The organism is Virgibacillus halotolerans (assembly GCF_016908515.1).
Classification (GTDB): domain Bacteria; phylum Bacillota; class Bacilli; order Bacillales; family Amphibacillaceae; genus Virgibacillus_M; species Virgibacillus_M halotolerans.
The window spans coordinates 240,604-252,934 of record NZ_JAFBEA010000001.1; the positions used below are offsets into that span (position 1 = coordinate 240,604).

General features: G+C 37.8%; 16 protein-coding genes. 14 read left to right on the forward strand and 2 right to left on the reverse strand.

The features are described from left to right. Positions 1 to 417 precede the first annotated feature (417 nt). The 5 genes from JOC34_RS01205 to mtnN all read left to right on the forward strand — a co-directional run bounded on the left by JOC34_RS01205 (position 418) and on the right by mtnN (position 4,905). Positions 418 to 1,059 carry a DUF4352 domain-containing protein gene (locus JOC34_RS01205; RefSeq protein ID WP_205134884.1) on the forward strand — a complete coding sequence of 214 codons (642 nt, stop codon included), beginning with the start codon at positions 418 to 420 and terminating at the stop codon, positions 1,057 to 1,059. Between the two features lie 405 nt (positions 1,060 to 1,464). Then, entirely contained in the window at positions 1,465 to 2,067 is a 603-nt protein-coding gene (locus JOC34_RS01210) for a DUF4352 domain-containing protein (protein WP_205134885.1), read from the forward strand. Positions 2,068 to 2,162: 95 nt separating this feature from the next. Next, positions 2,163 to 2,918 carry a hypothetical protein gene (locus JOC34_RS01215; RefSeq protein ID WP_205134886.1) on the forward strand — a complete coding sequence of 252 codons (756 nt, stop codon included), beginning with the start codon at positions 2,163 to 2,165 and terminating at the stop codon, positions 2,916 to 2,918. 577 nt (positions 2,919 to 3,495) lie between these two features. Next, a complete protein-coding gene (locus JOC34_RS22085; RefSeq protein WP_205134887.1) occupies positions 3,496 to 4,191 on the forward strand; it encodes a DUF1510 family protein in 696 nt (231 codons plus the stop codon). Between the two features lie 24 nt (positions 4,192 to 4,215). Beyond that, a complete protein-coding gene (gene mtnN, locus JOC34_RS01225; protein ID WP_205134888.1) occupies positions 4,216 to 4,905 on the forward strand; it encodes a 5'-methylthioadenosine/S-adenosylhomocysteine nucleosidase in 690 nt (229 codons plus the stop codon). A 44-nt stretch (positions 4,906 to 4,949) separates the two neighbouring features. On the opposite strand, the gene sigK is transcribed toward mtnN, so the two are convergent. Together sigK and sda are read right to left on the reverse strand one after the other, a co-directional pair. Next, complete coding sequence (gene sigK, locus JOC34_RS01230; RefSeq protein WP_205134889.1) at positions 4,950 to 5,654, reverse strand: RNA polymerase sporulation sigma factor SigK; 705 nt, start codon at positions 5,652 to 5,654, stop codon at positions 4,950 to 4,952. 216 nt (positions 5,655 to 5,870) lie between these two features. Beyond that, complete coding sequence (sda, locus tag JOC34_RS01235; RefSeq protein ID WP_205134890.1) at positions 5,871 to 6,017, reverse strand: sporulation histidine kinase inhibitor Sda; 147 nt, start codon at positions 6,015 to 6,017, stop codon at positions 5,871 to 5,873. Between the two features lie 391 nt (positions 6,018 to 6,408). Here sda and JOC34_RS01240 point away from each other — a divergent pair, with 391 nt between their 5' ends. The 9 genes from JOC34_RS01240 to JOC34_RS01280 all read left to right on the forward strand — a co-directional run bounded on the left by JOC34_RS01240 (position 6,409) and on the right by JOC34_RS01280 (position 12,330). Next, the gene (locus tag JOC34_RS01240) at positions 6,409 to 6,924 is read left to right on the forward strand and encodes a YqeG family HAD IIIA-type phosphatase (RefSeq protein ID WP_205134891.1); all 516 of its coding nucleotides are present in this window, start codon (positions 6,409 to 6,411) and stop codon (positions 6,922 to 6,924) included. Between the two features lie 2 nt (positions 6,925 to 6,926). Then, a complete protein-coding gene (gene yqeH, locus JOC34_RS01245) occupies positions 6,927 to 8,027 on the forward strand; it encodes a ribosome biogenesis GTPase YqeH (RefSeq protein WP_205134892.1) in 1,101 nt (366 codons plus the stop codon). An 11-nt stretch (positions 8,028 to 8,038) separates the two neighbouring features. Next, a complete protein-coding gene (aroE, locus tag JOC34_RS01250; RefSeq protein ID WP_205134893.1) occupies positions 8,039 to 8,884 on the forward strand; it encodes a shikimate dehydrogenase in 846 nt (281 codons plus the stop codon). Position 8,885: 1 nt separating this feature from the next. Next, positions 8,886 to 9,176, forward strand: coding sequence for a ribosome assembly RNA-binding protein YhbY (yhbY, locus tag JOC34_RS01255; protein ID WP_205134894.1), 291 nt, complete (start codon positions 8,886 to 8,888; stop codon positions 9,174 to 9,176). Positions 9,177 to 9,194: 18 nt separating this feature from the next. Beyond that, positions 9,195 to 9,761, forward strand: coding sequence for a nicotinate-nucleotide adenylyltransferase (locus JOC34_RS01260; protein ID WP_205134895.1), 567 nt, complete (start codon positions 9,195 to 9,197; stop codon positions 9,759 to 9,761). Beyond that, positions 9,751 to 10,341, forward strand: coding sequence for a bis(5'-nucleosyl)-tetraphosphatase (symmetrical) YqeK (gene yqeK / locus JOC34_RS01265; protein ID WP_205134896.1), 591 nt, complete (start codon positions 9,751 to 9,753; stop codon positions 10,339 to 10,341). The genes JOC34_RS01260 and yqeK overlap by 11 nt, the downstream gene beginning before the upstream one ends. Then, entirely contained in the window at positions 10,331 to 10,687 is a 357-nt protein-coding gene (rsfS, locus tag JOC34_RS01270) for a ribosome silencing factor (RefSeq protein ID WP_205135899.1), read from the forward strand. The genes yqeK and rsfS overlap by 11 nt, the downstream gene beginning before the upstream one ends. Positions 10,688 to 10,690: 3 nt before the next feature. Further along, on the forward strand, positions 10,691 to 11,443 hold the full coding sequence (locus tag JOC34_RS01275) for a class I SAM-dependent DNA methyltransferase (protein WP_205134897.1): 753 nt from the start codon (positions 10,691 to 10,693) through the stop codon (positions 11,441 to 11,443). A 296-nt stretch (positions 11,444 to 11,739) separates the two neighbouring features. Beyond that, positions 11,740 to 12,330, forward strand: a complete 591-nt coding sequence (locus JOC34_RS01280; RefSeq protein ID WP_205134898.1) for a helix-hairpin-helix domain-containing protein — start codon at positions 11,740 to 11,742, stop codon at positions 12,328 to 12,330. The last annotated feature ends 1 nt before the right edge of the window (position 12,331 follow it).

Here is a 12,331-nt window from a genome sequence, read left to right on the forward strand (position 1 = left end):
AATGATTATGAAATGGAAAATATACCTAACTTCGAAAGAATTGAAGACAGATGTGTATCGCTCGATTAATAATATAGACAAGACAATGAAAAGAAAGATGTATATCAAATAGGCAAAACGACAGAAATAATAAATAATGTATAACTTTCCATATGAAGTGACGGTTAATAGTTTTGACCTAACTATGAAACAAAAACTGGAAAAAATGAATGAAATATACTTCTAAGAATCAAACCTTGAACCAATGGACCTAATGTTTTTGAGTCAAAGCTATTTCAACATAACCTACAACTTTTGCAAAAGAAATACTTACGTTGGTCCGAACTTTTACTTTTTCTAAATGACTGGGAAATCTAATGGGGTAGGAGCAACTGTTGATAATCTTATTACCAAAAAAAGAAAGAAGGATGGTTATTTATGTGTCAACTAAAGAAAATTGTATATTTGCTCCTTGTTTGTATTTTTTTAATGAGTGGTTGCTCAGAGAAAAATACGAATGATGCGTCAAAAAACAATAACCAAGAGAAAAATAATGTGCAAGAAGAAGATGGTGAAAACTCTGAAGAGGAAGAGAATGAACAAAATAGTGATATACCAACAGGACATCAAGATGGACTTACAATGGAGGAAAATGGCTATGTCGAGGATGCGGATGATAAATATAAAGTGACCATAAATTCAATTGATAAAGACGCTGATATTGGTCTTGATCCGTCAAAAGTTAATAATGCTAAAGCATATGCGGTTGCAAATTTAACCGTGGAAAATATAGGTGAACACAACTTTAATGGAAAAAATATATTTGACCCTTCTCTAAGTGGCTCAAAGGATACTTATGTGACAACGATTAATGATGTATTATTTGATGCAGATGATATTAGTGTGGATTTATTAGAGGGTGAGATTGAACCAGGCGAATCCATAACTGGAGATGTAGTATTTATAGTGAGGGATGAAAATGAAAGTAAAGACGGCAAATATTACTTTGAGATTGGTACGAAACAAGATCAAATTATCCAGGCTGCAAGATGGGAACTAGAAGAAAGTGATTTGGATTAAGGTATCTGTCTTGGTTCTGAGTGATTTAATCTGAATTTAACACTACGGATTGATGAGTACCCAATCTCTTGTCGACCGTGACCTTTGATGATTTTAAGCTTGATGATGACAAGAAAGAAATTGAGAAAATGAAAAATATGTTTATGAGTGATGAATTTTTCAACGATATTTATACTAATAAGATAAAGATTACAACAACAAAAAAATAAGGCGTTTGCGAACTGCAAATCAGATTGGATACAGATGTGGAATTGGATAAAAGTCCTTCATTTATAAAAGGAATTGTAGAAGGAGATATTGAACTATTTATTCCAGAATTAACGAAATTATAGCCAATAATTCTGGAAAAACCTATACCATAAAAAAATCTAAGGTGTATTCGTATTAATCAGGGAGGAATATAAAATGAAAAAACTATTAATGATTTTATTAGCAGGTATTTTTATTGCTGGCTGCAGTAATGATGATACTTCCAACGAAGCAGATACAGACGATGATCAAGTAACAGAGGATAATGATTCTGAAGATGAAAACATAGACAATGATGATGGCGAAGAGAAAAAGGATGTCTATCAAATTGGAGAGACTGCGCAAATAACCAGCAGCTCGTACGGTTTTTCTTATGAAGTTACTGTAAATGATTTTGAATTAACTACTGATGAAATTGACGGATACTCAATGGAAGATTTTAATTCCCAGCCACATGAAGACCGTAGATTTGCTGTTATAAATGTAACATTGAAAAATACAGGGGAGGATCGGCTGGTACCAAATGATAAACTCTCTGCACAGCTTTTAGGAGAGCTTACCAGTGAATCATCACTCATTGAATTTTATAAAAAGGGTGATGAAGAACTTGATCCTGGTGAAGAAATGACTGATGATCTTGTGTATATGAGTAGGACATTTTTCGATGAAGATACTATTTATCTAACCTATGAGGCGGAAGCAACTAAAGAAGAAGTGAAATTTGAGCTTCCTATTCCAGAAAATAATAATCAGCATTAAAAATATTGTGTTATAGGGTGATAATAATGCAAAAAATAGATCCCCAAAAATTATTAAAAATGGGAAAAATGTAAAAATGGTTGGAGAGTATCTCAGTGAACCTAGATGCCTATATTGTGAATGGTCACGCCTTCTATTTAGCAATTTACGAAGGTAAATTTTCTTCCGATGAAAAAGGATATGCCGTTCTTTCACCAGATATTAATAATAAAAAAGAGGCCCTGCAAGCATTTAAACCTCATATTTATTACGGGATAAGCAATGGTATTATGGAAGAAAAAATAAAGACCAGAGCTGAATTAGATTTTACAGTCTGGGAGGACATACGCGATTATTTGGAAGGTGTTGTGGAAGCGAATGTTTTAGAGCCAAAATTACAAACCATTTATAGTCGATCTTTAACCATTTTGGAAGAAATGATCAGGTTGCAAAAAGAAATGATAGCATTATGGCATGAGTCTCATTCTTTTTATGAAAATATAAATCAAAAAGGTTATTTCACTGATGAAGATATAGAAACATCTATAAATTTTGGCCCTGTTACAAACTTAATTCAGTATAAGCAATTTAAAGATCGTTACGAGTACAGAGAAGATTTTGATGTGATATATGAGAACCGTAATAATCCAGTGATTCAACCATTTACAACTAATTTGCAGCACCGTGTATTAAAAGCGATGACCAGCCTGGAAGCTGAAAGGGATATTAAAGCGACACTGGATTTGCTTCGAAATGATTGTGATTTGACGAATAAAAGTGATGCAGAAATAAAAGAAATTTGGTTGAAGTACTTTAAAAATGGACTGGATACCCGAGTGAAAGAAATAAAAGAGATATTAAGATATCCATAATGGTTGAAATAAAAGGTTATCTTAAGTCTCTAGAAATCGAATTCGAAGTGGTGAAGGAAATACATAATATGAGATTAGCACAGTTAGATGTTTGAAAGATACTTTTGATTTTAGGTATCAAGCGTTGAAAAAGATAATCGAAGTTGCTGAAGAAGACGAAGTAAATAAACTTACACAGACCTAAGAAAAAGACTCATTTATAATTGGGTTACTTTTCCCGGTATGTTATATTTTCTAATATCTCATCTGGTTACAAACTTTGATATGAATGTTGGTTTGGACGTTTATTTCTTCACCTATATGAGTGCTGTTATAATAGGGATCCCGCTTTTGATTCTTGGTAAAGTCTTTCCGGAAAGAATTAAGATAAAAGATTTACCAATGGCCCCTTTTATGGCGATAGGAACGGTGGTTGTTTATTATTTAATGTAGAGCGTGATGTACATAATTTAACTTTCAGCTCATATCAGCAGAATTAGCAGTTAGACACTAGTAATATATTTGTAATTGGGTTAACATATTATTTTTTCCTTGAAATATGATATTATAATAGAGTAAACATAGGAGGGAATATACGGTGAGCAATAAACATTCACGATTAAACAAGTTTGAAAAGCGTAGAAAAACAACTAAATCTCTTTCTCTTTTACTTATACTAGGCGGCATCCTAATTATATTATTACTCTGTATTTGGTTTTTTAGTGGGGGAGAGGATAAGGATGATCAAACATCTGAAGATCAAAATAAAACAGAATCATCATCAGACGTTTCGATAAATGATGATAGTAAGGATGAAGATGATTCTGGGGATGAAGTAACTAAAGGGGACGAAGATTCATCTGATAAGAATGAAGATGAGGATAAAGAAAAGCAGGATGATGAAGATAAGAATGAGGACAAAGACGAAGACAAAGAGAAGGACGACGAAGATAAAGTAGAGAAAGAGGAAGCAGAGCCTTCTGATGACAACGTTTCTGAAGCATACACAGCTGATTGGAAAGCGGTTGGAACAGAGCAGGAAGGTGACCATACAACAAACTATGAAAATGGCTCACAGGACCGAATTGAAATACAAAAGGCGACTGCAGTGGCTACTGGATTAGATGAAAGCAGTATTGTGACCATATGGGTTGGTAATGATGGAGACCAGAAAGTAGTTTCAACCGTGACAAATGCCGATAAAACAGAAAGTTATCGTGTATTCCTTTCCTGGAATGATGGGGAAGGTTGGCAGCCAACAAAGGTTGAGAAACTAAAATCACTGGACTATTAATAAGTTTGATAATGGAGGCATAACATGACTTTAGGAATCATAGGGGCAATGGACGAGGAAGTAGCGCTCCTTTTAGAAAATATGACGGAAAAAGAAGAAATAACGATTGCTAATTGTTTATTTGTAACAGGAAATTTAGCTGAAAAGCAGGTTGTGTTGTTAAAGTCTGGGATTGGAAAAGTGAATGCAGCGATGGCAACAACGATTATGCATGAACGGTTTTCACCAACACATGTGATTAATACTGGTTCGGCTGGTGGCTTTGCTGATCGTTTAGAAGTTGGCGATATCGTCATCTCTACGGAGGTTGTGCATCATGATGTGGATGTGACTGGGTTTGATTATGCTTATGGACAGGTTCCAGGGCTACCAGCCATGTACAGTGCAGATACCGAACTAATAACGGCGGCGATTTCAGCGATTAAAGGTTTGGATGTACAGTATCAAGAGGGAATTATTGCGACAGGAGACTCCTTTATGGATAAACCGGATCATGTTGCGTTTGTAAAAGACAAATTCCCCGCCATGATTGCGGCTGAAATGGAAGCGGCAGCGGTCGCTCAAGTTTGTTATCAATATGATAAGCCATTTGTTGTAATTCGAGCACTATCAGATATTGCTGGTAAGCAGTCTTCTGTGTCGTTTGACCAGTTTCTGGATAAAGCAGCACGAAATGCTGCACAATTGATCATAGCCATGCTAAAAGCATTATAAGAGGAAAGGAGCACGAATGATTAAAACCATTCGTGCTCCTTTTGTTAGTTAAGGCGTTCCTTACGATAATATTCATGGAATACTTTCATTAAAGCACGTTTTTCAATCCTGGAGACATAGCTTCGGGAGATATTTAACTTTTTAGCAATTTCTCTTTGTGTCATTTCTTTATAATCATTTAAACCATAGCGATAAACAATGACCTCACGTTCGCGATTATCCAGTATGGAAAAGTATTTCTGCATTTTTTCTATTTCCATGTTTAACTGGATAAATTCGAGAATATTTTCATTCTCCGCTTCTAAAACATCAATCAGGCTGATTTCATTGCCTTCTTTATCCTGGCCAATTGGATCCTGCAAGGACACATCCTTTTTGACCTTTTTTAGTGCTCGTAAATGCATGAGTATTTCGTTTTCAATACATCTTGCTGCATAGGTTGCAAGCTTGGTTCCTTTACCGACGGAGAAGCTTTCAACACCTTTAATCAAGCCTATTGTGCCGATGGAAATCAAATCCTCCATATCCTCTCCGGTATTTTCAAACTTCTTCACAATATGTGCAACGAGCCGCAAATTATGTTCAATCAGTTTATTCCTAGCGGCTTCATTTCCATCGTTCATTTCCTGGATACATTTCGCTTCTTCGTCTGGTGGTAAAGGTTGGGGAAAGGCATGATTCTTTACATAGGAAACGAAGAAGAGAGCTTCTTTGATGAGTATAGCGAGCGCACTTAAAATTCCGGACAAATACATACACCTCCCTGGAAGCGTTTATAGATGCAGACTTAGTCAAATGGTTCCCTTGGGCATTTGCCTATAACACATCCTTATGTAAGAGAAGCATGTTTCGTGTCTGTCCGGTAAAAATAATTACGTGTATCTGAGCAGAGATATAAGCAGAAAAAATCCCTATTATTTGATATTATAATAGGGATAGCGTAAAATTATTTTTCTGATTGTGTATTAACAGGATCTGAAACCTTCAATTTTATGTGATAGACATCTTCGATGGATTTCCTCTTCCATTAATAATAGGAAGTCAGGACTTAACTTCAGTTCACTTGCGGTATGGTATGATTCTAACAGCAATTCATCCGACAAATGCTCCATAAAAATAGCACTCCTAATTTTTTTAGTTTACTTCTCAATTAAGCTATTAATAATTTACCATGTTTCGCGGTACAGGACAAGGGACAAGTTATCTACATCAGCTTGTAGATAACTTGTGAATAATCGAAAAAGAGCTCCTATAAAAGGGATAGCAAAGGCAAAGCGAATGTGCATAAAGTTATCCACATTGCGAGGAATGACGGAATTTGTCGAACGATTATTGCAAAAATTATTGAATTTATACATAATTCTACGTGGTATGATCATATCATTAATATTTTGTGGGAAGTAAATTTCACTTCCATAATGGCTTCAGTTATTATAGGATTAGACTATCGTGCAGTTTTGTACAAATTTATGATTTTGGAAAGGTCTTAATGAGGTGTATAATGTGTTAAAGAATTTCTTACCGAATGAACATGTAAAAAGCGTCTTTGAAATACAACCTGATATCTTGAAAGAACAGGGAATTAAAGGCATTATTACCGATTTGGATAATACGTTGGTTGCCTGGGATGTAAAGGAAGCAACACAAGAGGTTATTCAATGGTTTAATCTGATGAAGGAACATGATATTAAAGTAACGATCATCTCAAATAATAATGAGGAACGGGTTAAAGTGTTCTCTGACCCGTTAGAGACACCATTCGTTTCCCATGCTAAAAAGCCATTGGGACATGCGTTCAGGGCCGCTGCAAAGGCAATGGATTTGAATAAGGAAGAGATTGCTGTGATTGGTGATCAGTTGTTAACAGATGTATTGGGTGGCAATCGTGCGGGACTTCATACAATTCTTGTTGTACCGATTGTGCAGTCAGATGCAAAAATCACAAGAATAAATCGGTCGATTGAACGAAGAATTTTAAATTACTTTCGTAAAAAAGGAAAGATAAGCTGGGAGGAATAAGCTTGGAAACAATTTATTGTCAGGGGTGCGGTGCCGAGATTCAAACATCGGAACCAGATGCGCCGGGTTACACACCAACGTCTTCCTTAGCGAAGGAAGATATACTATGTCAACGGTGCTTTCGTTTAAAGCATTATAATGAAATACAGGACGTCTCAATTACGGATGATGACTTTTTGAAAATGGTAAGTACGATTCGGAGTAAAAAGGGCTTGGTCGTACTTGTTATAGATATTTTTGATGTGAATGGTAGTTTTATAAAAAGTCTGCCGAGAATTATTGGTGATAATCCAATTATTTTGGTTGGGAATAAAGTGGATTTGTTGCCAAAATCTACTAATAAAAATAAATTAAGTCAGTGGTTGAGAACTACCGCAAAAGAAGCTGGTGTTAAGGTGAAGGATGTCTTTTTGATATCTGCGGCCAGAGGACACGGTATGGAAGAGCTAACAGAACAAATAGAAATCTTGCGGGATAATCAGGATGTTTATATTACCGGAACAACGAATGTTGGTAAATCAACGTTTATTAATCGTTTAATTAAACAGACAAACGGAATTGGTGATGTGATTACAACATCCTACTTTCCAGGAACGACACTTGGCTTTATAGAAATCCCGATTGATGATCACACGTTTATTATCGATACACCTGGGATTGTCAACAAACAGCAAATGGCGCATTACTTATCTGAAAAGGACTTGAAAGTGATTACGCCGAACAAAGAAGTTAAAGCAAGAACATACCAGTTGAATCATGGACAAACCCTATTCTTTGGTGGATTGGCCAGACTTGATTTTATTAAAGGGGATCGACAGTCATTTGTTTGTTATTTTGCAAATGAGCTACCGATCCATCGTACAAAATTGGAAAATGCGGATGCGCTTTATGAGAATCACCTTGGGGAACTTTTAGCACCACCAACAGAGAAAACATTGGAAACTTTACCGGCATTAACGGAAGGAGCATATCGTATTACTGGTGAAAAAACGGACATTGTTTTTCCTGGATTAGGATGGGTAAGTTTATCTGGGGAGGATGTAACTGTTGTCGCACATAGTCCGAAAGGTGTCGCTACATCCGTTAGAAAGTCGCTGCTTTAGGAGGGGAAATGATGGATTATCGTTTTGCATTAATTGGCTATCCGATTAAACATTCACTATCACCGTGGATACATGAGCGCTTTTTACGAAAGGCCGGTCTTCAAGGAACATATACGATTCGTGAAATTGATCTGGAGGCTGATTTTGAGCAACAAGTGAAGCAGCTTATGGAGGAAAAGATAGACGGATTTAACGTCACTGTCCCCTATAAGCAAAAAATAATGCCGCTTCTAGATGAGATAGACCCGCTTGCAAAGAAAATAGGTGCGGTCAATACTGTAACAAATGAAAATGGCAAATGGGTCGGCTATAATACGGATGGAGTGGGATATGTCCGTTCACTGGAAAGTAAACTTCCTGACTTGCTTCAGCACCTTTCGCAACGTATTTTGCTGATTGGTGCTGGTGGGGCAGCGCGGGGGATTTATTCTGCGCTTGACCATACCGGCTTTACTGCGATTGATATTGCAAACCGTACGAAAGAAAAAGCGGTTGAAATAGCCGGGTTAGGCAGCGAATCAACGGTAACAAATATTCTTTCCCTACAAGAAGCGGCTGAACGCATGGGAGATTACGACGTGATCATTCAAACGACGAGTGTTGGAATGAAACCGAACGTAGGCAAGTCAATCTTGGAGTTGGGGCATGTGAAGCCGACGAGTATTGTAAGTGATATCGTTTACCAGCCGCTCGTGACAAAGCTTTTACAGGATGCCAGACAACTGGGTGCTTCCATTCACTTTGGGCATACGATGCTTCTATATCAAGCACAGTATGCCTTTGAGATATGGACCAATATCAAGGTTCCCATTGACAATATGGATGATGAATTACAACTTACTTTGGAAGGAAGATAATATGTTAACAGGAAAACAGAAAAGATTTTTAAGAGCGAAAGCAAATCCACTCAAACCAATTTTTCAAGTCGGTAAAAGTGGTGTAACCGAGAATATGGTAGAACAGATCGATGAGGCTTTGGAAAAACGCGAATTAATAAAGATAAGTATTTTACAAAACTGTGTGGAGGACAAACATACGGTTGCTGATGAAATATCTCAAGGCGCAGACGCAATTGTCGTACAAATTATTGGTAATAATATTGTATTGTACAAAGAATCCGAGGAAAACAAGCAGCTGCAATTGCCTTAAAGGAGTTATCGAACGAAGATGAGACGTATAGGGATTTTAGGCGGGACATTTGATCCGCCGCATTTGGGGCATTTGTTGATTGCTGAGGAAGTGCGGATTAATCTAGATTTAGAAGAAATCTGGTTTATTCCATCTTACACACCACCACATAAGAACGATGCAAACACAGGTGCTGCGGACCGTATTGCGATGCTTCAATGTGCGATTAAAGGGAATCCTTTTTTTAGAATAAATACGATTGAAGTCGAACGCTTAGGAAAGTCATACACGATTAATACGATGGAGGCTTTACGCGCAAGCAATAAAGATGTGGCATTTTATTTTATCATTGGTGCGGATATGGTGGAGTATTTACCCCATTGGAAACGGATTGATGAGCTTATTCAGCTTGTGAACTTTGTGGGCGTGAAGCGAACGAATTATACAGTGGATGCGACGTATCCGGTTGTAGAAGTAGATATTCCGATGATCGATATTTCATCAACGATGATCAGGAACCGGTTAGCGAAGCAGATTTCGGTTAAATATCTCGTTCCGGATGCAGTAGAAGCCATCATTAAGGAGAGGCAGTTATATGAAAGTTGAGGAAGCGAAAAAACTGGTAAAGCCGCATTTAACAACAGCGCGATATGAACATACATTACGCGTTGCGGAAACAGCAGTACAACTTGCCCAGCGGTATGCTTATGAAGGGTCAATAGAGAAAGTAGCGCTTGCGGCTATTTTTCATGATTATGCAAAATATCGCCCCTTAGATGAGATGAAACGCTGGATTACCGAAAGTTTCTTGCCGAAAGATTTACTTGATTATCATCATGAACTATGGCATGGACCGGTTGGATCCATCCTAATTGATAGGGAATATGGTATTAATGATCCAGAGATACGTGAGGCAATTTACTATCATACGACAGGCAGGGCGAACATGGGGAAGCTGGAAATGATTGTATTCCTGGCAGATTATATTGAACCAGGTAGAAACTTCCCGGGCCTTGATGAAGTTAGAGAAATGGCTCAACAGGATCTGGTAAAGGCATGTTGGATGGTTTCGCGTAATAACATCGATTATTTGATGAAGCAGGAAGCAACGATCTACCCGGATACATTTCATGCTTATAATGATCTAACAAGACATAACGGAGGGAACACACATGATAAAAAATAATGAATTAATTCATAAAATCGCAGCAGCATGCGATGATAAACGGGCGGAGGATATTATCGCGCTCGATATGAATGAGGTTTCATTGGTCGCCGATTATTTTATTATTTGCCATGCGAGCAATGAACGCCAAGTGCAAGCTATCGCGCGAGCCATTAAAGACGTGATGGATGAACAAGATATTAATGTGAATCGAATTGAGGGCTTTGAGCAAGCGCGTTGGATTTTAGTTGATGCGGGTGACGTTGTTTGTCATATATTCCATAAAGAGGAACGCGGCTATTATAACTTAGAACGGCTATGGGGAGACGCAGACCGCGTGTCGTTAGACATTGGTCAGGAAGGTTAACCAATGGCTTATAAACAAATGGCATCATTGTATGACCAATTAATGGCTGATGCGCCATGTGACGCGTGGGTGGCATTCACCTTAGAGGCGTTCAGACGATCGGGCAAACAGATCACACAGGTGGCAGATTTAGGATGTGGAACGGGAGAAATAACCAAACGGTTGGCTAAAGCAGGCTATACAATGCGTGGAGTGGATTATTCAGCAGATATGCTGGCGCATGCAGATCGGAAAGCAAACGAAGAAAAGCTCGATATTCAGTGGCTCTGTCAGGATTTAACAGAGCTAGAAGGCTTGGAGAATCTAGATGCAGCTGTCAGTTATTGTGATGTAATCAATTATATTGTGAGTGAAGATGAATTAGCGGCAGTATTTGGGCGGGTGGCAGGTTCGTTGAAGGTGGGCGGACTGTTTATTTTTGATGTCCATGCTTTATTTCATGTCCAAGAACATTTGATTAATCAAACCTTCGCCGATGTGACAGATGAAGCATCTTATATTTGGTTTTGCGCTGAGGGGGACCATCCTGGTGAGATGTATCATGATTTAACATTCTTTGCTTTGAATGGAACGAATTATGAAAAGTTTACCGAGTTCCACCAACAACGGACTTATTCCATCGCCTTTTATCAACAACTACTAAAAGATGCAGGGTTTGATAATATACGTGTATACGCAGATTTTTCTTTTGATGCGGAAAATATAGATGAAGAAGCAGAAAGAATCTTCTTTGTTACAGAAAAAAGATCGGAATAAACTCCGGTCTTTTTTTGTTTGGGATTAGGTGGGCTCTGGTTAACTTTTAGAGGGGATCAACTTTTCAGGAATGACGCTCAAGTTTTTGGATGCTTCGTTCAACTTTCAGGGATCGATGCGCGACATTCAAAGATGTTCGTTCAGCATGACAGATTGCGCCATATTTTCAAAAAAACTTTTACAAAAAAGAAGGATTTTAATAAAACATGTCGAAATAAACGTATAGAATGATTTTATCCTCCCTGTATCATTCTCCGGCTCTACTACTAAAATGCCACGAAGGATGCGATCCCGTCATGTTAGCCATACTCAAAAAAACTTCTTTTTTTATTATTATCGCCATTGCCGTTGTACTGTTTTTATATTTTACAAAAGAGGATGATCCAAATCATAGTAGCACAGATTTAAATGCAGTCCTTTCAACACCAGTGGAGGCTGAGTCTGAAGCGCAGCCTACTGATAATACGATAGCGGTTGTAGATGTAAAAGGACAGGTAAAGCAGCCTGGTGTGTATGAAATGGATGTCGATTCCCGTGTGAATGATGTCATCGATACAGCCGGAGGATTTACGAAGGATGCGGATCAGACACAGGTTAATCTTGCGCAAAGGGTTCAGGACGAAATGATTATTATGATCCCGAAGGAAGGGGAAGTAGCGGAACAGGCTTCAGGTGAAACAGCGGACGGCAGCGGAAAGGTGAAGATTAATTACGCAACACAGGAGGAAATTGAATCCTTAAACGGTATAGGCCCATCCAAAGCACAGTCAATTATTCAACATCGGGAAGAACATGGTTTATTTAAAACGGTTGAAGATTTGCTTGAAATTTCCGGGATAGGTGAAAAAACGCTTGAAAATATAAAGGATTATATTCAAGTACCATAGC

Bases quoted from the DNA above. Each gene is read 5' to 3' on its own strand.
- yhbY (WP_205134894.1), top strand. From the start codon at position 8,886: ATGTTAACAGGAAAACAGAAAAGATTTTTAAGAGCGAAAGCAAATCCA.
- mtnN (WP_205134888.1), top strand. From the start codon at position 4,216: ATGACTTTAGGAATCATAGGGGCAATGGACGAGGAAGTAGCGCTCCTT.
- JOC34_RS01210 (WP_205134885.1), top strand. From the start codon at position 1,465: ATGAAAAAACTATTAATGATTTTATTAGCAGGTATTTTTATTGCTGGC.
- aroE (WP_205134893.1), top strand. From the start codon at position 8,039: ATGGATTATCGTTTTGCATTAATTGGCTATCCGATTAAACATTCACTA.
- yqeK (WP_205134896.1), top strand. From the start codon at position 9,751: ATGAAAGTTGAGGAAGCGAAAAAACTGGTAAAGCCGCATTTAACAACA.
- JOC34_RS01260 (WP_205134895.1), top strand. From the start codon at position 9,195: ATGAGACGTATAGGGATTTTAGGCGGGACATTTGATCCGCCGCATTTG.
- JOC34_RS01280 (WP_205134898.1), top strand. From the start codon at position 11,740: ATGTTAGCCATACTCAAAAAAACTTCTTTTTTTATTATTATCGCCATT.
- sda (WP_205134890.1), bottom strand. From the start codon at position 6,017: ATGGAGCATTTGTCGGATGAATTGCTGTTAGAATCATACCATACCGCA.
- JOC34_RS01275 (WP_205134897.1), top strand. From the start codon at position 10,691: ATGGCTTATAAACAAATGGCATCATTGTATGACCAATTAATGGCTGAT.
- JOC34_RS01205 (WP_205134884.1), top strand. From the start codon at position 418: ATGTGTCAACTAAAGAAAATTGTATATTTGCTCCTTGTTTGTATTTTT.